Annotated in this window: 16 protein-coding genes; 5 read left to right on the top strand and 11 right to left on the bottom strand. The window is 71.3% G+C overall.

Going from position 1 to position 18,650, the window contains the following annotated elements:
* The first annotated feature begins 2 nt into the window (after window positions 1-2).
* Genes TN53_RS11230 through TN53_RS11220 form a run of 3 tightly spaced genes read left to right on the top strand, consistent with a single transcriptional unit; the run spans window position 3 to window position 4,613 of the window.
* Window positions 3-1,190 carry a GTP-binding protein gene (locus TN53_RS11230; RefSeq protein WP_046258348.1) on the top strand — a complete coding sequence of 396 codons (1,188 nt, stop codon included), beginning with the start codon at window positions 3-5 and terminating at the stop codon, window positions 1,188-1,190.
* Between the two features lie 49 nt (window positions 1,191-1,239).
* A complete protein-coding gene (locus tag TN53_RS11225) occupies window positions 1,240-2,238 on the top strand; it encodes an LLM class flavin-dependent oxidoreductase (RefSeq protein WP_046258347.1) in 999 nt (332 codons plus the stop codon).
* Window positions 2,239-2,249: 11 nt separating this feature from the next.
* Complete coding sequence (locus tag TN53_RS11220; RefSeq protein ID WP_046258346.1) at window positions 2,250-4,613, top strand: ATP-binding cassette domain-containing protein; 2,364 nt, start codon at window positions 2,250-2,252, stop codon at window positions 4,611-4,613.
* A 92-nt stretch (window positions 4,614-4,705) separates the two neighbouring features.
* Here TN53_RS11220 and TN53_RS11215 read toward each other — a convergent pair whose 3' ends face one another.
* From TN53_RS11215 to TN53_RS11200, 4 genes are read right to left on the bottom strand one after another with little or no spacing between them, the layout of a single operon-like run.
* Window positions 4,706-5,116 (bottom strand): VOC family protein, encoded by a 411-nt coding sequence (locus tag TN53_RS11215; protein WP_046258345.1) that lies wholly within the window; start codon window positions 5,114-5,116, stop codon window positions 4,706-4,708.
* 48 nt (window positions 5,117-5,164) lie between these two features.
* The gene (locus tag TN53_RS11210) at window positions 5,165-5,566 is read right to left on the bottom strand and encodes a helix-turn-helix domain-containing protein (protein ID WP_199924551.1); all 402 of its coding nucleotides are present in this window, start codon (window positions 5,564-5,566) and stop codon (window positions 5,165-5,167) included.
* Window positions 5,567-5,573: 7 nt separating this feature from the next.
* Complete coding sequence (locus TN53_RS11205; RefSeq protein ID WP_046258344.1) at window positions 5,574-6,389, bottom strand: lysophospholipid acyltransferase family protein; 816 nt, start codon at window positions 6,387-6,389, stop codon at window positions 5,574-5,576.
* A complete protein-coding gene (locus TN53_RS11200) occupies window positions 6,389-7,156 on the bottom strand; it encodes a GNAT family N-acetyltransferase (protein ID WP_046258343.1) in 768 nt (255 codons plus the stop codon). The genes TN53_RS11205 and TN53_RS11200 overlap by 1 nt, the downstream gene beginning before the upstream one ends.
* Before the next feature lie 272 nt (window positions 7,157-7,428).
* Between TN53_RS11200 and TN53_RS11195 the strand changes: the two genes are divergently transcribed.
* Window positions 7,429-9,387: a HEAT repeat domain-containing protein gene (locus tag TN53_RS11195; RefSeq protein WP_159038113.1), complete on the top strand. Its 1,959-nt coding sequence runs from the start codon at window positions 7,429-7,431 to the stop codon at window positions 9,385-9,387.
* 77 nt (window positions 9,388-9,464) lie between these two features.
* Here the strand turns inward: TN53_RS11195 and TN53_RS11190 are convergent, their stop codons facing one another.
* From TN53_RS11190 to TN53_RS11180, 3 genes are read right to left on the bottom strand one after another with little or no spacing between them, the layout of a single operon-like run.
* Window positions 9,465-10,214 (bottom strand): succinate dehydrogenase/fumarate reductase iron-sulfur subunit, encoded by a 750-nt coding sequence (locus tag TN53_RS11190; protein WP_046258341.1) that lies wholly within the window; start codon window positions 10,212-10,214, stop codon window positions 9,465-9,467.
* The gene (locus TN53_RS11185; protein ID WP_046258340.1) at window positions 10,211-12,157 is read right to left on the bottom strand and encodes a fumarate reductase/succinate dehydrogenase flavoprotein subunit; all 1,947 of its coding nucleotides are present in this window, start codon (window positions 12,155-12,157) and stop codon (window positions 10,211-10,213) included. Before TN53_RS11185 ends, TN53_RS11190 begins: the two co-directional genes overlap by 4 nt.
* Before the next feature lie 2 nt (window positions 12,158-12,159).
* Window positions 12,160-12,831 carry a succinate dehydrogenase gene (locus TN53_RS11180; protein ID WP_046258339.1) on the bottom strand — a complete coding sequence of 224 codons (672 nt, stop codon included), beginning with the start codon at window positions 12,829-12,831 and terminating at the stop codon, window positions 12,160-12,162.
* A 120-nt stretch (window positions 12,832-12,951) separates the two neighbouring features.
* Here TN53_RS11180 and TN53_RS11175 point away from each other — a divergent pair, with 120 nt between their 5' ends.
* The gene (locus tag TN53_RS11175) at window positions 12,952-13,836 is read left to right on the top strand and encodes a LysR family transcriptional regulator (protein ID WP_046258338.1); all 885 of its coding nucleotides are present in this window, start codon (window positions 12,952-12,954) and stop codon (window positions 13,834-13,836) included.
* 142 nt (window positions 13,837-13,978) lie between these two features.
* On the opposite strand, the gene TN53_RS11170 is transcribed toward TN53_RS11175, so the two are convergent.
* From TN53_RS11170 to TN53_RS11155, 4 genes are all read right to left on the bottom strand, one after another.
* Complete coding sequence (locus TN53_RS11170; protein WP_046258337.1) at window positions 13,979-16,114, bottom strand: putative bifunctional diguanylate cyclase/phosphodiesterase; 2,136 nt, start codon at window positions 16,112-16,114, stop codon at window positions 13,979-13,981.
* Window positions 16,111-16,932 carry an SAM-dependent methyltransferase gene (locus TN53_RS11165; RefSeq protein WP_046258336.1) on the bottom strand — a complete coding sequence of 274 codons (822 nt, stop codon included), beginning with the start codon at window positions 16,930-16,932 and terminating at the stop codon, window positions 16,111-16,113. The genes TN53_RS11170 and TN53_RS11165 overlap by 4 nt, the downstream gene beginning before the upstream one ends.
* Before the next feature lie 302 nt (window positions 16,933-17,234).
* Window positions 17,235-18,200: an SCO0930 family lipoprotein gene (locus TN53_RS11160; protein ID WP_046258335.1), complete on the bottom strand. Its 966-nt coding sequence runs from the start codon at window positions 18,198-18,200 to the stop codon at window positions 17,235-17,237.
* A gap of 222 nt (window positions 18,201-18,422) precedes the next feature.
* Window positions 18,423-18,650, bottom strand: a 228-nt coding sequence (locus tag TN53_RS11155; protein ID WP_046258334.1) for a hypothetical protein, incomplete at its 5' end; no start/stop codon positions are given.

Genomic DNA, 18,650 nt, shown 5'->3' with positions numbered 1-18,650 from the left:
CCATGCCTTACGACCGTCTGCCGGTCACCGTCCTGTCCGGGTTCCTCGGGGCGGGCAAGACCACGCTGCTCAACCATGTGCTGGCCAACCGCGAGGGCCTGCGCGTCGCCGTGATCGTCAATGACATGAGCGAGGTCAACATCGACGCCGCCCTGGTGCGGGGCGGCGAGGCCGCGCTGTCGCGGACCGAGGAACGCCTGGTCGAGATGACCAACGGCTGTATCTGCTGCACCCTGCGCGACGACCTGCTGGAGGAGGTGGACCGGCTGGCCCGGGAGGGCCGCTTCGACCACCTGCTCATCGAGTCCTCGGGCATCTCGGAACCGATGCCCGTCGCGGCCACCTTCGCGTTCGCCCGCGACGACGGGGCCACGCTCGGGGACGTCGCCCGGCTGGACACCATGGTCACGGTCGTGGACGCGGCCAACTTCCTGCCCGAGCTGGACAGCGGCGACGAACTGGCCGAGCGCGGGCTGGCCCCGTTCGAGGACGACGAGCGCACCGTCAGCGATCTGCTGGTCGACCAGATCGAGTTCGCGGACGTCATCGTCCTCAACAAGCTCGACCTGGTGGACCCGGACGCCGCGGCCCGGCTGCGGGCGGCACTGCGCCGCCTCAACCCCGTCGCCCAGGTGGTCGACGCACGCCACGCCCGCGTGGACCTCCAACAGGTCCTGGGCACCGGCCTGTTCGACCTGGAGCGCGCGCAGCAGGCGCCGGGCTGGGTCCGGGAACTCAACGGTGAGCACGTCCCCGAGACCGAGGAGTACGGAGTCTCCTCCACGGTCTTCCGCTCCGAACTCCCCTTCCACCCCGCCCGGTTGTGGTCGTTCGTGACCCAGGACATGGACAGCGGGAGACACGGCCGCGTCCTCCGCTCGAAGGGCTTCTTCTCCCTGTCCACGCGCCCTCACGTCACGGGCCTGTGGTCGCAAGCCGGCTCGGTGGCCCGCTTCGAGCCGTCGGCGGCGCGCGACGGCGAGGCGCCGTACGCACAGGAGCTGGTCTTCATCGGCACGCAGTTGGAGGCCACGCAGCTCCACAGCGCCCTCGCGGCCTGCCTCATGACCCCGGGAGAAAGCGTCCCCGACGCCGACCCCTTCCCGGCCTGGGGCACGTACGGCATCGACGACACCTGCGAGCACGAGCACGCCGTATCCGCCCAGGAACACGCCGTGTCCGCCTCCTGACACCGGGCGACGCCGGGAATGTCACGGCGTCCCCGGCGTTGAACACCCTGTGACCTCCCTGATCGCCACCACCCGCTTCTCCGTCCTCGACCGTTCGCGCACCCGCGAGGGCCACTCGAACGCCGAGGCGCTGCGCGACACCGTGCGGTTCGCGCAGGAGCTGGAGGCGCTCGGATATCACCGGTTCTGGGTCTCGGAGCACCACGGGGTACCCGGCGTCGCCGGTTCCGCCCCGACCGTGCTGGCCGCCGCCGTGGCCGCAGCGACGCGGACGATCCGGGTCGGGACGGGCGGCGTGATGCTGCCCAACCACCGGCCGCTGGTCGTGGCCGAACAGTTCGGCGTCCTGGAGTCCCTCTTCCCCGGCCGTATCGACATGGGGCTGGGCCGCTCGGTCGGCTTCACCGACGGCGTACGCAAGGCGCTGGGCCGCGGCAAGGACGACGCCGACGACTTCGCCGGCCAGCTCGACGAACTGCTGGGCTGGTTCCGTGGCACCTCCCCGACCGGTGTGCACGCGCGCCCCGCGGAGGGCCTCACGGTGCCGCCGTTCGTCCTCGCGATGGGCGAGGGCGCCACGATCGCGGCCCGCGCCGGCCTGCCCATGGTCATCGGCGACCTGCGCAGCCGCGACAGGGTGCAGCGCGGCATCGACCACTACCGCACCCGCTTCCGCCCCTCCCCCTGGGCACCGGAACCCTACGTCGTGATCTCCGGCACGATCGCGGTCGCCGCCACCCCCGAGGACGCCCGCCGCCTCCTGATCCCGGAGGCCTGGTCCATGGCCCACTCCCGCACCCACGGCACCTTCCCGCCCCTGCCGGCCGCCGAGCGCGTCGAGGCACTCACCATGACCGCCAAGGAACGCGACTTCTACGAGTCCGGCCTCACCGGCCACATCGCCGGCACCGAGGACCAGGTGGCGCACGAGCTGGAGACGGTGCTGAAGGAGACGGGTGCGCAGGAGGTGCTCGTCACCACCAGCAGCCACGACCGTGACGCGCTGCTGGACTCCTACCGACGGCTCGCCTCGATCGTCTGCGACTAGAGTTCCCCCTCATGCACCACCCACATGACCCGTATGTCCGAGTCCGCGGCGCCCGAGAGCACAACCTCAAGGGTGTGGACGTCGACATCCCGCGGGACGTGCTGGCCGTGTTCACCGGGGTCTCCGGGTCCGGGAAGTCGTCGCTGGCGTTCGGGACGATCTACGCCGAGGCGCAGCGGCGGTACTTCGAGTCCGTCGCGCCGTACGCGCGCAGGCTGATCCATCAGGTGGGGGCGCCGAAGGTCGGGGAGATCACCGGGCTGCCGCCCGCGGTGTCGCTGCAGCAGCGTCGTTCGGCGCCGACGTCCCGGTCGTCCGTCGGGACGGTCACCAACCTCTCGAACTCGCTGCGGATGCTGTTCTCCCGGGCCGGTGATTACCCGCCGGGGGCCGAGCGGCTCGATTCGGACGCCTTCTCGCCCAATACGGCGGCGGGGGCGTGCCCCCAGTGCCATGGGCTGGGTCAAGTGCACGGTACGACCGAGGAGTTGCTGGTTCCCGATCCGTCGCTGTCGATCCGGGAGGGTGCGATCGCGGCGTGGCCGGGTGCCTGGCAGGGGAAGAACCTGCGGGACATCCTGGACGCGCTCGGGTACGACGTGGACCGGGCCTGGCGCGAGCTGCCCGCCGAGGCACGGGAGTGGATCCTGTTCACCGACGAGCAGCCGGTCGTCACGGTGCATCCGGTGCGGGACGCGGACCGCATCCAACGGCCGTACCAGGGTACGTACATGAGCGCCCGGCGCTATGTGATGAAGACCTTCTCGGACTCCAGGAGCCCGACGCTGCGGACGAAGGCGGAGCGGTTCCTCAGCAGCGCGCCCTGCCCCGCGTGCGGCGGCAGCCGGCTCCGGCCGGAGGCGCTCGCGGTGTCCTTCGCGGGGCGGACGATCGCCGAGCTCGCGGCGCTGCCGCTGACGGAGCTCATGGGCCACCTGCTCGCCGTCGACGAGACCACTCGCGTCCTGACCGACGACCTCGCCTCGCGTATCGCACCCGTCCTCGAACTCGGTCTCGGCTACCTGAGCCTCGACCGCTCCGCCCCCACCCTCTCCGCCGGTGAGCTGCAACGACTACGGCTGGCGACCCAGCTGCGCTCCGGGCTGTTCGCAGTGGTGTACGTCCTCGACGAGCCCTCCGCCGGACTGCACCCGGCGGACACCGAGGCGCTGCTGACGGTGCTGGAGCGGCTGAAGGCGGCCGGCAACTCGGTGTTCGTGGTGGAGCACCACCTCGACGTGGTGCGCGGCGCGGACTGGCTGGTGGACGTGGGTCCGCGGGCCGGTGAGCACGGCGGCGAGGTGCTGCACAGCGGGCCCGTGGCGGACCTGGCCGCGGTCGAGGGGTCACAGACGGCGCGGTTCCTCTTCGGCCGCTCCCCCGCGTCCGTGCGTCAAGTGCGCACCGCGAGCGGGCAGTTGAAGGTCGGTCCGGTCACCCGGCACAACCTGCGCGGGGTGACGGCGGAGTTCCCGCTGGGTGTCTTCACGGCGGTGACGGGCGTCTCCGGGTCCGGGAAGTCCACGCTCATCGGGGAGATCACCGAGGAGTCGGCGGGCGTGGGACGGCTCGTCTCGGTCGACCAGCGTCCGATCGGCCGCACCCCGCGCTCCAACCTGGCCACCTACACCGGCCTCTTCGACGTCGTACGCAAGGAGTTCGCGGCCACGGACCAGGCACGGACACGCGGCTTCGGTGTCAGCAGGTTCTCCTTCAACGTGGCCGGGGGACGCTGCGAGACCTGTCAGGGCGAGGGCTTCGTCAGCGTCGAGCTGCTGTTCCTGCCGAGCACGTACGCGCCGTGCCCGGACTGCGGCGGGGCCCGCTACAACGCCGAGACGCTCGAAGTGACGTACCGGGGGCGCAACATCGCGCAGGTGCTGGACCTGACGGTGGAGTCCGCGGCGGAGTTCTTCGCCGACACCCCCGCCGTCGCCCGCAGTTTCGGCGCGCTCCTGGACGTGGGCCTCGGCTATCTGCGCCTGGGCCAGCCCGCCACCGAACTCTCCGGTGGCGAGGCCCAACGCATCAAGCTGGCCAGTGAGTTGCAGCGCGGGCGCCGCGGCCACACCCTCTACCTCCTGGACGAACCGACCACCGGCCTCCACCCGGCCGATGTCGAGGTGCTGATGCGCCAGCTCCACGGACTCGTCGACGCCGGGCACACCGTCATCGTCGTCGAGCACGACATGTCCGTCGTCGCGGACGCGGACTGGGTGATCGACCTGGGACCGGGCGGCGGGGACGCGGGCGGCCGCATCGTGGCGACGGGACCGCCCACGGAGGTGGCCCGGGTGAAGGGCAGCGCCACGGCGGCGTATCTGGCCGCGGCGCTCGCGTCACCGGGCGCCGCGGCCGACGGCCGGCGCGGCTAGGGCCCTTCTGACGGCTCTTCGCGGCGTAGCGACGCCCGGCACGCACGCACCGGACGCCGCTCCTCGGCCCACGCTGATCCGTCAGAGGGACCCTAGGCGTTCGGCTGGGTGAAGCGGATGCTGTTGCCGAAGGGGTCGCGTACGCCGCAGTCGATGCCGTACGGGCGCTCGGTGGGTTCGTCGGTGATCTCGACGCCGCGGCCGCGCAGGGTCTCGCACGTCTTGCGGCAGTCGTCGGTGCTGAAGATGAGGTGGCCGCCCATGGCGCCCTTGGTGAGAAGGTCGCGGACCTGGGCCGCCGTCTCCTCGGACAGCGCCGGCTGCCCCGGGCGCTCCAGCAGGAGCTGCCGGTCCGGGTGGCCGGGGACGTTGACGGTGAGCCAGCGCATGAAGCCGAGGTCGGCGTCGGTGTGGACCTCCAGGCCGAGCTTGCCGACGTAGAAGTCGAGGGCCTCGTCCTGGTCGAGGACGTAGATCTGTGAGTGTGTGATGGCGGTGAACATGCGCCTCACGCTACCGAGCGGGCCGGACGAAAACTTATCCAGAACTGCTCAGTCGGACGGGTCCCTCGGCCGGGTCCACGCCTTCGTGAAGCACGTCGGTACGGCGATCGCCGAGGCCTGCTTGCGGTACGTCCTCGGTGGCCGGCCGACGATGTCGCGGAAGGTGCGGCTGAAGGTCCCCGGGCTGCCGAAGCCTACCGCGAAGCAGATGTCGGTCACGCTGCGGTCGGTCTCCCGCAGCAGGAACATCGCCCGCTCGACACGGCGCCGCTGGAGATAGCGGTGCGGTGTCTCACCGAACGTGGCGCGGAAGGTGCGGGCGAAGTGCGCCGGGGACACATGGGCGATCCGGGCCAGGGCCGGGACGTCCAGCGGCTGCGCGTAGGCGCGGTCCATGGCGTCCCGGGCCCGCAGCATGCGGCGGTTGCTCTCTTCGGCGGCGCGGCTCACACCGCCATCACATCACCTGGGCGACCAGCGCCGAGTGGATCCAGCCGGGTTCGGGCGAGGTCGCGGGCTGGGCGGCCAGCGCGAGCGAGCGGCGGTCGGCGTGGCTGCCGGGCGGGATGACGTCCCGCACCTCCACCTCGGCCACCAGCCCCCGCGCCGACACCACCCGCCACACCGAGGCGAGCAGGGTGTCCTCGCCGACGAAGGCGGGCGCGGTGCTGGCCGTGCCGCCGTCGAGCCGGTAGCGCAGGCGCACCGGCTGGACGGGGACCCCGGCGTCCAGGGCGGCCTGGAAGACGGCCCTGCGGAAGGGGCCCTGGGCGCGGCCGCACCAGGTGCTGCCCTCGGGGAACACCGCGACCGCCTGCCCGCCGCGGAGCCCTTGCGCGATCCGGGCGACCGTGTCCGGGAGGGCGCGCAGCCGGTCCCGCTCGATGAACAGCGCGGCCCGGGCCACCACCGCGCCCGCCACCGGCCACTGCCGGATCTCGGTCTTGGCGACCATCCGGGCCGGGCGCACGGCGGCGAGCAGCGGGATGTCCAGCCAGGAGATGTGGTTGGCGACCAGGAGCAGTCCGCCGGTGGGCGCGGCGGCGCCGGTGACACGGATCCGGACCCCCGCGGCCCGTACGATCCACCGGCACCACCGCCTCACCGACTCGGCGGGGATCAGCCCGCCGAGCGGCGACAGCACGGCCCCGGCGAGCACCAGGACCATGACCGCCGCCAGCCGCAGCACGGCGCGCGGTAGCGCCGTGCCGGACCCCGTCGGCTCCACGCACGCCCCGGGGGTGCAGGGCGCGCTGGGCAGCCAGACGCTCATCAGGCCGGAACGAGGGAGAGGAAGTGCCGCAGATAGCGCGGATTGACCCGGCGCATCGACAGCAGCACGTACAGGTCGGCGACCCCGAAGTCCGGGTCGTGGGCGGGCTCCCCGCAGACCCAGGCGCCGAGGCGGAGGTAGCCGCGCAGCAGGGCGGGCAGCTCACCGCGGCCGGCGGCGGGCTGTCCCGGGGCCCAGGGCAGCAGCGGGCGTACCCGGTACTCCTCCGGAGCCAGGTGCTTGTCCCGCACCCGCTCCCAGGTCGCCGACGCCAGCGCGCCGCCGTCCGCGAGCGGTATCGAGCAGCAGCCGGCCAGCCACTCGTGACCGCGGTCGAGCATGTAGCGGGCGATGCCGGCCCAGATGAGCCCGATGACGGCGCCGTCCCGGTGGTCGGGGTGCACGCAGGAGCGGCCGACCTCGACGAGGCCGGGACGGAGGGCGTCGATGCGGGACAGGTCGAACTCGCTCTCCGAGTACAGCCGTCCGGCCACCGCGGCCCGCTCCGGCGGCAGCAGTCGATAGGTGCCGACGACCTGGCCGCTGAAGGTGTCGGTGACGAGCAGGTGGTCGCAGTAGGCGTCGAAGGGGTCGATGTCGTGGCCCGGCTGCGGGGAGGACAGCAGGGCGCCCATCTCGCCGGCGAACACGTCGTGCCGCAGCCGCTGGGCGGCGCGTACGTCGGACTCGTCGCGGGCGAGGGTGACGGTGTAGCGGGTGGGAGCGGCGGACAGGGGCGGGGAGTCGAGAGCGGATACGGCGGTCATGGCTCACTCCAGGTCACGGGCCGGTTCGGGGACGGCACCCGGTGGGCCGGTGGATCCGGCCCGCACCCTCTGTTCTTCCTACGCCGATTGGCGTGTACGTGACCGGTTCCGGGAGCGCTGATGTGGGGAGGTTGAACGGCTCGGGCCGGATGTCGGGGGTGTCGGACTCCGTCGACGGGCCGGTGTCGGACAGATGGCCGAAGGAAGACAACCCCCGGCACCTCAGGACCGTCTCCCTTCCGGAACCGATCACGAGGGACGGAGGCGCACGCGTGGCGGACGTGTCGGTGCAGGCGCTGGACGCACTGCCGTGGGAAAGGCTGGTGGCGGTGTACCCGACCGCGTCGGCCAAGGAGGTGCACCGGGTACTGCGCCATCTCCTCCGCAGCGGTCCGGCCTCGACCGAGGACGACTGCTCGCCGTTGTTCTCCGCCCTCGCGATGAAGGAGCGTGGTGTCGGCTCGGCGGCCACGGCCGCGCTGCCGTTCGTCGTCGCGCTCGCCGCCGACCCCCGCACGGGCGCACGGGCGACGCTCGTGGAACTGCTGGGCTGCCTGGCCTGGTGTGCGGAGCAGTGCGCGCCGCACCTGCTGGACCCGGGCTGGCCGAGGGCCTGGGACAGGGAGCGCGCGACGATCCAGGCCCTGCTCACCGACCCGGATCCGGTGGTACGACGGCAGGCCGTGCCCCTCGCGGAGGGTTCCGCCCGGCTGCTGGAGCGGTGGCGGACGGAACAGGATCTGTCGGTGCGTCTGCCCGTGCTGTTCGCGCTGGGCGGGCTCCCCCAGGACACCGGGATCCGCGCGGTCCTGGCCGAGGCACTCCGTGACGACGACCCCGTCGTACGGCTCGCGGCCGTGCACGCCGCCTCGGAGGCGGACCCCGGGGTCGCGCTGCGGGAACGGGAGCAGCTGCTGGCGGACCTCGTCGACCCCGCCGTACGGTCACGCCGGGAGGCCCTCTGGTACAGGCCGGACGTGGAGTCCCCGTACACCCGCGAGGCTGTCGCCTTCTGGACAGCCGTCCTGTTCGAGGACACGCCCGCCGAGGCGACCGAGTTCCTGGCCCGGCTGGCCGCGACGGCGGACCCGGCCGAGGACACCGACCTGCTGCGGACCGTGCTGGATCACTCCTGGCGGCTGCTGACCCGTCGGCGGTCCGTCGCACCCGCGCTGGTCCCGCTCGCCGACGGTTTCCTGGACCACCCCGACCCCGCTGTGCGCTATCGGGCCGCCCATCTCCTCGCCGCTCTCGGATCCGGGGCCGCCGCACACGCCGACCGGCTCGCCGCGCTGCTCGACGATCCCGGGGAGGACGAGTTCCTGGAGGGCACCGTCGGCGAGCACGCCCGCTGGGGGCTGGCCCGGATGGACGACGCGAGGGCACTGCCGGGACTGGTCGAGGGACTGTGCGCGACCTGGCGCGGGCGCCAGGGCCGGGGCTACGTCATCAGCGACCCGCGCAGCCCCGACCTCGCGGACGTCCTGGGCCCGCTCCGGGCTCACGCGGACACGCTCCTGCCGGCGGTGCGGGAGGAGTTGCGGCGGGAGCTGACCGACTCCGGCCTGCCCGGCTCGGTGCCGGCCGACCTCCTGGCGACGCTCAAGGCCTGGGGAACGGCAGCGTTGCCCGCGCTGCCGGAGGTCACGGCCTACCTGGCGAACGACTTCCGCCGGCACGACGCCGCCGAGGCACTGGCGGCGATGGGCCCTGCGGCCGTCTCCGCCGCGCCCGCGATACGCGAGCGGATGGCGCTCGAACCACCGGAGAACCACCGGTGGTTGCACTGGGTCCTGTGGCGCATCGGCGGCGCGGACCCGGACGACTCGCTCCGGGCCCTCGGGGAGACCCTGCCGAAGCCGGGCGAGCCGCCGTACTTCCCGTTCGGTCAGCTCGCCGACTTCGGCCACCGGGCCGCGCCGTACGCCGAGGACGTCTTCGGGGTAGAGGTGGCCACAGCCCTGTGGACGGTGACGGGGGAATCCGAGCCCGCCCGGTCGATCCTGGAGGAGCAGGTTCTCACGTTCGCCTCGGGCGGCCACGAGCTCTACGGACTGTTCCGCACCGCGTTGCGGACGCTGATCCGCTTCCGCGCGATCGGCCCGCCGGTACGGGACGCCCTGCGGGCCCTGCGCGACCAGGACCGCCGCATCTCGGCGTACGGCGACTACCGCGCGATCCTCCAGGACGAGGAGTTCCGCGAGCTGATCGACGAGGCGCTGGCCCTGTGAACTTGGCGGGACCGGGGTTGAGCACCACGCCCGGTCCCGCCCGTCCGCGCTGGACGGCGAACGGTCGGTGAGGGGCGCTACCGCTTCGCCACCTTGCGCGTGGCCCGCAGCCATTCCTTGTTCATGCCGGTGATGGAGACGAGCGGGATGCCCTTGGGGCAGGCGGTCGCGCATTCGCCGGTCAACGTGCAGCCCCCGAAGCCCTCCTCGTCCATCTGCGCCACCATGTCCAGCACCCGCGTCTCCCGCTCCGGCGCGCCCTGCGGCAGCACGTTGAGATGGTTGACCTTGGCCGAAGTGAACAGCATCGCCGCCCCGTTGGGGCAGGCGGCGACGCAGGCTCCGCAGCCGATGCACTCCGCGTGCTCGAACGCGAAGTCCGCGTCCGGCTTCGGCACCGGCGTGGCATGGGCCTCCGGTGCGGCGCCGGTGGGGGCGGTGATGTAGCCGCCGGCCTGGATGATCCGGTCGAACGCGGTGCGGTCGACGACCAGGTCCTTGATCACCGGGAATGCAGAGGCCCGCCACGGCTCGATGTCGATCGTGTCGCCGTCCTGGAAGGACCGCATGTGCAGCTGACACGTCGTGGTGCGCTCCGGGCCGTGCGCGTCGCCGTTGATGACCAGCGAGCACGCGCCGCAGATGCCCTCGCGGCAGTCGTGGTCGAAGGCGACCGGGTCCTCGCCGCGCAGGATGAGTTCTTCGTTGAGGGTGTCGAGCATCTCCAGGAACGACATGTCCGAGGAGATGCCGTCCACCTCGTAGGTGGACATGGCGCCTTCGGCGTCGGCGTTCTTCTGCCGCCAGACGCGCAGGGTGAGCTTCATGCGTAGCTCCGCTGGGTGGGGTGGACGTACTCGAAGACCAGGTCTTCCTTGTGCAGAACAGGGGCGGCACCGGTGGCGGTGAACTCCCAGGCGGCCGCGTAGGCGAACTCCTCGTCCCGGCGGGCCGCTTCGCCGTCCGGGGTCTGGGACTCCTCGCGGAAGTGGCCGCCGCAGGACTCGGCGCGGTGCAGCGCGTCCAGGCACATCAGCTCGGCGAGTTCGAGGTAGTCCACGATCCGGTTGGCCTTCTCCAGGGACTGGTTGAACTCCTCGCCGGTGCCGGGGACCTTGATGCGGCGCCAGAACTCCTCGCGGATCTGCGGGATGCGCTCCAGGGCCTTGCGCAGTCCGGAGTCGGTGCGGGCCATGCCGCAGAACTCCCACATCAGTTCTCCGACTTCACGGTGGAAGGAGTCGGGGGTGCGGTCGCCATCGACGGACAGGAGGAGGTTGAGCCGGTCCTCGGTCTCGGCCAACACCTCTTGGACGGCCGGGTGTTCATCGTTCACCGCGTCCTGGTGGGGGTTGCGGGCCAGGTAGTCGTTGATGGTGGCCGGCAGGACGAAGTAGCCGTCGGCCAGGCCCTGCATCAGTGCGGAGGCGCCGAGCCGGTTCGCTCCGTGGTCGGAGAAGTTCGCCTCGCCGATCGCGAACAGGCCGGGAATCGTGGTCTGGAGGTCGTAGTCGACCCAGAGCCCGCCCATCGTGTAATGCACCGCCGGGTAGATCCGCATGGGCACCTGGTACGGATCCTCGTCGGTGATCCGCTGGTACATGTCGAAGAGGTTGCCGTACTTGGCCTCGACGGCCTGGCGTCCCATCCGCGCGATGGCGTCCGCGAAGTCCAGATAGACGCCCTGGCCGCCGGGGCCCACGCCCCTGCCCTCGTCGCAGACGTTCTTGGCGGCGCGGGAGGCGATGTCGCGCGGGACGAGGTTGCCGAAGGACGGATAGATGCGCTCCAGGTAGTAGTCGCGCTCCTCCTCCGGGATCTGGTTCGCGGGACGGTCGTCACCCTTGGCCTTCGGCACCCAGATCCGGCCGTCATTACGCAGCGACTCGCTCATCAGCGTCAGCTTCGACTGGTGGTCGCCGGTGCGCGGGATGCACGTCGGGTGGATCTGGGTGAAGCACGGGTTGGCGAAGTAGGCGCCGCGCCGGTGCGCCCGCCAGACGGCGGTGGCGTTGGAGTTCATGGCGTTGGTCGACAGGTAGAAGACATTGCCGTAACCACCACTGGCAAGGACGACGGCATCCGCGAAGTACGTGTCGATCTTCCCCGTGACGAGGTCCCGTGCGACGATCCCGCGCGCCTTCCCGTCGACGACGATCAGGTCGAGCATCTCGGTGCGCGGATGCATCTCGATGTTGTCGGCGGCGATCTGCCTGCTGAGCGCCTGGTACGCGCCCAGCAGCAGCTGCTGACCCGTCTGGCCGCGGGCGTAGAACGTCCGCGACACCTGTACGCCGCCGAAGGAGCGGGTGTCCAGCAGACCGCCGTACTCCCGCGCGAACGGCACGCCCTGGGCGACGCACTGGTCGATGATCTCGACCGAGATCTGCGCCAGCCGGTGCACGTTCGACTCCCGTGCCCGGAAGTCCCCGCCCTTGACGGTGTCGTAGAACAGCCGGTGGACGGAGTCGCCGTCGTTGCGGTAGTTCTTCGCCGCGTTGATACCGCCCTGCGCGGCGATCGAGTGGGCGCGGCGCGGCGAGTCCTGGTAGCAGAACTGGACGACGTGGTAGCCCTGTTCGGCGAGCGTGGCACCCGCGGAACCACCCGCGAGGCCGGTGCCGACGACGATGACGGTGTGCTTGCGCCGGTTGGCGGGGTTGACCAGCCTGGCCTCGAAACGGCGCTTGTCCCAGCGCTCGTTGACGGGGCCGGAGGGAGCCTTGTCGTCGACGACGGGCTCGCCGTTCACGTACTCGGTGTAAGTCATGTTCAGCTCACCACTCCGGTCATCACGCCCACGGGCACGGCGAGGAAGCCGACCGTGAGCAGCAGCGCGAGGATGTCGGCCGTGGCCTTCAGGGCTCGGTCACGGGTGCGGTTGCCGGCGCCGAGGGTCTGCGCGGCGCTCCAGAAGCCGTGCCGGATGTGCAGACCCAGGGCCAGCACCGCCAGGATGTAAATGACGTTGCCGTACCAGGTGGAGAAGGTGTCCACGACGTTCTGATACGGGCGGCCCTCCTGGAAACCGCCCGAGTGCACGGTGCCGGTCGTCAGGTCCAGCAGGTGCCAGACGATGAACAGGCCGAGGATGATCCCGCCCCAGCGCATGGTCCGCGTCGCATAGCTGGACCGCGGCTTCTTGTGCACGTACTTGGTGGGGCGCGCCTTGATGTCGCGGCGGCTGAGCTGGTACGCCGAGGTCGCGTGGGCGATCACGGCGACCACCAGCACCACCCGGATCAGCCACAGCGTCCACTCGTAGTGCATGAAGGGCTCGCCGAGCGTGCGCAGCCAGTGCGCGTAGTGGTTGAACTCGCCCGGCCCGAAGAAGATCTTCAGGTTGCCGATCATGTGGACGACCAGGTACATGAGCATGATCAGCCCGCTGACCGCCATGACGGTCTTCTTGCCGACGGAGCTGTCCCACACCGTGCGTGCCATGGACGGTCGTCGGTCCGTCCGCGTTGCCAGAGCCATGGCACAAGACGCTAGGGCCCAGGGGGCTGATCGGTCCAAGACATGGTCCGGCTTGATTCGATAGCCAGCGGCTATCGTACGAGGATGCAGTTCCAGCAGCTCCAGTACTTCGTGGCCGTCGCGGAGACCCGGCACTTCACCCGGGCCGCCGACCTCGTCCATGTCGCGCAGCCGTCCCTTTCCCAGCAGATCAAGGCGCTGGAGCGGGAGCTCGGGGCGGACCTGTTCCTGCGGGCCCGGGGCAACATCACGCTCACCGACGCGGGCGAGGCGCTGCTGCCGCTGGCCCGGCGGATCCTCGCCGACGCGGACACGGCCCGGCACGAGGTGCAGGAGCTGGTGCAGCTGCGCAGCGGCCGGGTGCGCCTCGGCGCGACGCCGAGTCTGTGCACGGGTCTGCTGCCGGACGTGCTGCGCGCCTTCCATGACCGCTATCCCGGCATCCGTCTGATGATCGAGGAGGGCGGCTCGCACGATCTCGTACGGGAACTGGCCCGCGGTGCCCTGGACCTCGCGCTGGTCGTCCTCCCGCTGCCGACGCCCTCACCGGCCCTGACGACGGTGGAGCTGCTGCGGGAGGACCTGGTGGTGGTGTCGTCCCCGGAGGCGCCCAAGCCGGGAGACGGCCGGCGCACCGTACGCATCGCCGACCTGGAGGGTGAGCGTCTGGTGATGTTCCGGCACGGCTACGACCTGCGCGAACTGACGGTCGCCGCATGCCGCGCCGAGGGCTTCGAGCCCGACTTCGCGGTGGAGGGCGGCGAGATGGACGCGGTCCTGGGATTCGTCCGGGCGGGGCTGGGCGTGGCGGTCGTACCGCGGATGGTGGCCGCGCGCTCGGGACGGGGCCTGCGGGTCACCCCGCTCGCCCGGCCGGGACTGCACCGCACGATCGCCCTGGCCCACCGCAGCGACGTGGCCCCGCCGCGGGCGGCCCGGGAGTTGCAGCGAATGTTGCTGGAGCGGTGAGCTCCCGGAGGGGTCGTGAGCGCGACCGCGGGGTCCAAGAGGCTCGGTTCCCCCGCGATCGCCGCGTTCACCTCGTCTGACGCATGGGTCACACGCCCATGTCGGTCGACGCTCCCGTCACCTCCGCAACCGAGTCACCGCCTCAGCCCGTCGCGTCCACCAGCGCCAGCTCGTGCAGCCGCTCCGGCGGTCCCGGGCGGGCGTAGTACCAGCCCTGGGCCGTGTCGCAGCCCAGTATCCGCAGCTGTTCGGCCTGGGCGCCCGTCTCCACGCCCTCGACCGTGACCGTGAGGTCGAGGCTGTGGGCGAGGGAGACGATCCCCTCAACGATCCTGAGGTCGACGGGGTCCGCCGGGAACTGCTGCATGCTCTGGGTGAAGGAGCGGTCCAGTTTGAGGACGCTCACCGGGAGGCGGCGCAGATTGGCGAGGTTGGAGTAGCCGGTGCCGAAGTCGTCCAGGGCGATGTCGACGCCCATCTCGGCCAGCCGGCGCAGCGGCTTCAGCAGGTCGTCGTCCGCGCCGATCAGCGCCGACTCCGTGACCTCCAGGCACAGCGCGTCCGGCTCCACACCCGCGCGCTCCAGGATGTCCACCGTGTCCTGCACCAGGCCGGGGTGGGTGAGCTGGCACGGCGAGAGATTGACGTTGATGCGCAGCGGGCCGGCTTCCTCGTGACGCTCTCGCCATGCGCGGGCCTGGCGGACCGACTGCTCCAGGACCCAGCGGCCCAACGGGACGATCAGGCCCGTGTGTTCGGCGAGCGGGATGAAGCGGTCCGGGCCCAGGACGCCGTGCTGCGGATGCAGCCAGCGCACCAACGCCTCCGCGCCGCGCACTCTGCCGTCACCGAGGTGCACCAGCGGCTGGTACTCGATGAAGAACTCGCCGCGCTCCAGGGCCGTCGGCAGCGCGGTGGTCAGACCGTGGCGGGTGATCGCGCGGGCGTCCGCCTCCTCGTCGGCGAGCTCGAAGCGGTTGCCGCCCGACGCCTTGGCCCGGTACATCGTGATGTCCGCGCTGCGCAGCACCTCCGCCGCGCTGCGCTCCCCGGCCGGGCCCTCGACGATGCCGATGCTGCCGCGCACGGTCAGTTCACGGCCGTCGACGCTGATCGGGGCGAGCAGCGCGTGCATGATCCGCGAGGCGAGCTCGTCGACCTCGCGCTCGGTGTCGGTCCCCGTCGTCAGCGCGACGAACTCGTCACCGCCCAGACGGGCGACCATCTCGCCGGGCGCGGTCGCGCAGGACTGCAGCCGGTCGGCGACCTCGACGAGCAGCCGGTCGCCGGCCGCGTGGCCGAGGCTGTCGTTGATGGTCTTGAAGCCGTCCAGGTCGAGGTAGCACAGGCCGAAGCGCTGGCCCGCGCCGGCTCCCAGCGCCTTCTCCAGCCGTTCGAAGAAGAACGTGCGGTTCGGCAGGCCCGTGAGCGCGTCGTGTGTGGCCTCGTAGCGCAGCCGGAGGTTGAGCAGCCGGCGCTCGGTGGTGTCCTCCATCAGCGCGAGCTGGTACTGCGGGTTGCCGTCGGCGTCGCGGAGCAGGGAGACGGTCAGGTTGGTCCACAGGACCGTTCCGTCAGGGCGGGAGAACGCCTTCTCCAGGTGGTAGTGCTCACGCTCGCCGCGGACGAGTTCGTCGTAGAGGGTCCACGTCTGGGGCGCGTCCTCGGGGTGCGTCCACTCCATGACGTTGCGGCCGCGCATCATCTGCTCGTTGAGGCCGAACATGCGCAGCAGCGCCTCGTTGACCTGGAGGATGTTGCCCTCCAGGTCGGCCATGCCGATCCCTATGGCGGCGCCCTCGAAGACCGCGCGGAAGCGGGCCTCGCTCGCGTGCAGCGCCTGCGCCACCACGCCCTGCGCCTTCAACGCGGCCGCCGAGATGGCCTCCTGCTCGGCCAGGGTCCGCTCGCGCAGCGCCGAGGCGAACCCGGCGGCCATGGCGTGCTGCAGCCGCGAGGCGCGCACCCGCAGGTCCTCCTGGTCGCCGCCGCCGCCGCAGTACAGCACGAGGTAGGCGTCGACGCAGTCCAGGGTCCGGCTCAGCGCCTCCGGGTCGGTGCAGTGCACCGTGACGAGGGCGGCACCGAGCGCGCGGCCCTCGTCCGCGTCGAAGGTCCTCGCCCGCAGCGCCTCGCTCAACCGGCGGGCCAGCGGCAGGAGTTGTTCCTCGAACTCGGGCCGGGTCGAGGACGTCGTGGTCACCGGGAAGACGGCCCGGCTCCAGATCGTCGCGAACCGGCGCAGTCTGCCCTCCGGCCCGTCCGGCTCGGCGATCACGCGGTACGCCCCACGCCGGCGAACCCGGAGAAGGCCCAGGGATCCTCGTCGTCGGGGTCCCAGGTCTCCGACTCCGGCCGCCAGTGCGGCATCGGCACCAGTCCCGGTTCCACCATGTCGTACCCCTCGAAGAACCGCGCGATGTCGTCGCGCGAGCGCATGATCAGCGGGTTGCGGATGTCCTTGTACACGTCGACCGCGCCGGCGGCCCGCTCGGCCGGCAGCGGGATTCCCGCGTAGGAGGCATGAGTGAGCACCAGCAGACTGCCGGGCGCGAGCGCGTCACGCAGCTCGGCGACCGCACTGTACGGGTCGTCCTCGTCTTCCACGAAGTGCAGTATGGCAACGAGAAGCAGGGCCACCGGCCGGTTCAGGTCGATCAGTTGCCGTACTTCGGCGCTCGCGAGGATCTCCTGGGGCTTGCGGAGGTCCGCGGCGACGACGCCCGTGTCCGCGTTGTCGCTCAGGACCGCCTCGCTGTGGGCGACCGCCACCGGGTCGTGGTCGACGTAGACGACCCGGGCGCCGGGGCTGGCGGACTGGGCCACTTCGTGGACGCTGCCGAAGGTCGGGATGCCCGAACCGATGTCCAGGAACTGGGTGATGCCCTGGTCCGCGGCGAAGCGCACCGCGCGGCGCATGAACGCACGGTTCGCCTGCATGATCTTGGGGAGTCCCGGCATGAACTCCATCGCGTTGCGGGCCGCCTCGCGGTCGACCTCGAAGTTGTGCGAACCGCCCAGGTAGAAGTCGTAGATCCGCGAAACGCTAGGCACCGAGATGTCGATGCTCCGTGGGGCCCAGGCGGGACGATCCATCTATCTCTCCAAGGCGTAGGCGATCCGGTGTTCGAGCTGAGGCTACTGATCGCCTGCCAAAGGAGCGAGCAGAACCGGAAATTGACCGTCCGTTCCCGGTCACTGCCTGCGGCACGTGCCTGGCTGACCATGCCTAAGTCCCGCTGAAACATGGCAAAACGGCCCGCCCCCTGCGTGCGGTGCGCAGGGGGCGGGCCGGTGGACCGCGCGCGGTGCGTGCTGTCCGGACTCCGCTGTCGCCTCGGACCTCCCTTCCGCGGTTCGGTTCTGACGGGTGGGGCGGTTCGGCCCGGGGAGATGACCTACTTCTTGATCGGCTTGCCGTCGGGCGCCACGACGTACCACGTGCCGCCGACGCCCTGACCGTTGGTGTCCCCGGGCGCCTTGTCCTGGGCGAAGGTGTAGATGGGCCAGCAGTCGATGGTCTGCTGCTTGACCCCGTCGGGCCGGGTGAAGCTCATCAGGCCCTTCTTCTCGATGCCCTTGGTGTCGTTGGCCTCCACCGGTGCGACGGCCGGCCACTTCTCGAGGCAGGCTCCTTCGCACTTCGAGATCGGGTCCGGCCAGGCCACGTCCTTGATGAAGCGGTAGACCGTCATGCCGTTCTTGTCGACGACGATCTCGCCCAGGTTCGGGTCCTGACGGGTGGACAGCCCGGGCAGGTCGGCCGCCTCGGCGCCGCCCCCGCCTCCGCCACCGGCCTTCTTGCCGTCGGAGGCCAGTGCGTACCACTTGCCGCCCACACCCTGGCCGTTGACGTCCCCGGCGTTGACGTCCTTCACATAGCGGTACGCCGGCCAGCCGCCGACCGTCAGCTGCTTGCTGCCGTCGGAGCGGGTGACCTCGCCGAGCAGCGACTTGTCGATGCCGTCGCCGGCCGTGGCGTCGTCCGCGGGCACGGGCGGCCAGGTCTTCGCGCAGTCGCCGTCACAGCTGGACTTCGGCGGTTCGGCGGTGTCCGTGTCGAAGCGGTAGAGGGTCAGCCCGCCACTGTCCGTCAGCACCTTGCCGAGCTCAGGGTTGGTGACGACGGCCAGCTTGCCCGCGGAAGCGGCCGGGGCCGCCGCGGAAGCGGAGGGGCTCGCGCCCCCGTTGCCCAGGCCGGATCCGATGCCGGTGCCCGCGCTGCCGTAGCCACCGGCCGCGGCCGTCGCGCCGACGTTCTGGCTGCTCGCGGACGGCGCTGCTTCCTGGCCGCACGCCGTCGTCAGCGCCAGCACCGCCGCAGCGCTCGCCACGAGCGATGCACTCCGCCAGGAGGTCTTCATCGTCAACTCCCCAAATTCGTACGGGTGTTGCAGCGCCCTTTTGCGCCGCCGCACGGCCATGAGTACGGACGGAAGTGGCTGTTGTGTTCAGCAGAGGCACATTTTTCTTTTTGGACCCTGTGACAGGGGCCGCTCACTCGTTCGGGTCAATCCACCGGTACCCGGGAGCGCGCCGACGCGTTCTCGGTTCATGATCTCCGTCGTGCAGCGACCCGAATCGACTCAATACGCCCCGACCATACGGGTGTTGTTGCTCTTGACGTTGACATGGCTGGCCGTCGGCGTACCGGTGAACACGGCGGCGGCCGACGCCTGCGCGTCCGCCTCCACCGGGCCGGACGGCATCCAGGCGGTGGCGGTCGCCGGAAGCCTCACCTGGCCGACGCCTCCGTCGTGCCCGACCCCTTCGCCGACCCCCACGCCGACCCCCACCCCGACACCCACCCCGGT

This window comes from Streptomyces sp. WM6386, from assembly GCF_000972385.1.
In the GTDB taxonomy this organism is placed as follows: domain Bacteria; phylum Actinomycetota; class Actinomycetes; order Streptomycetales; family Streptomycetaceae; genus Streptomyces.
This window is presented reverse-complemented; position numbering and strand designations above follow the sequence as displayed.

What these genes read in the sequence shown, in the direction of transcription:
- TN53_RS11230 (WP_046258348.1), top strand. Translation starts at nt 3, where the DNA reads ATGCCTTACGACCGTCTGCCGGTCACCGTCCTGTCCGGGTTCCTCGGG.
- TN53_RS11220 (WP_046258346.1), top strand. Translation starts at nt 2,250, where the DNA reads ATGCACCACCCACATGACCCGTATGTCCGAGTCCGCGGCGCCCGAGAG.
- TN53_RS11215 (WP_046258345.1), bottom strand. Translation starts at nt 5,116, where the DNA reads ATGTTCACCGCCATCACACACTCACAGATCTACGTCCTCGACCAGGAC.
- TN53_RS11205 (WP_046258344.1), bottom strand. Translation starts at nt 6,389, where the DNA reads ATGAGCGTCTGGCTGCCCAGCGCGCCCTGCACCCCCGGGGCGTGCGTG.
- TN53_RS11200 (WP_046258343.1), bottom strand. Translation starts at nt 7,156, where the DNA reads ATGACCGCCGTATCCGCTCTCGACTCCCCGCCCCTGTCCGCCGCTCCC.
- TN53_RS11190 (WP_046258341.1), bottom strand. Translation starts at nt 10,214, where the DNA reads ATGAAGCTCACCCTGCGCGTCTGGCGGCAGAAGAACGCCGACGCCGAA.
- TN53_RS11185 (WP_046258340.1), bottom strand. Translation starts at nt 12,157, where the DNA reads ATGACTTACACCGAGTACGTGAACGGCGAGCCCGTCGTCGACGACAAG.
- TN53_RS11180 (WP_046258339.1), bottom strand. Translation starts at nt 12,831, where the DNA reads ATGGCACGCACGGTGTGGGACAGCTCCGTCGGCAAGAAGACCGTCATG.
- TN53_RS11175 (WP_046258338.1), top strand. Translation starts at nt 12,952, where the DNA reads ATGCAGTTCCAGCAGCTCCAGTACTTCGTGGCCGTCGCGGAGACCCGG.
- TN53_RS11165 (WP_046258336.1), bottom strand. Translation starts at nt 16,932, where the DNA reads ATGGATCGTCCCGCCTGGGCCCCACGGAGCATCGACATCTCGGTGCCT.
- TN53_RS11160 (WP_046258335.1), bottom strand. Translation starts at nt 18,200, where the DNA reads ATGAAGACCTCCTGGCGGAGTGCATCGCTCGTGGCGAGCGCTGCGGCG.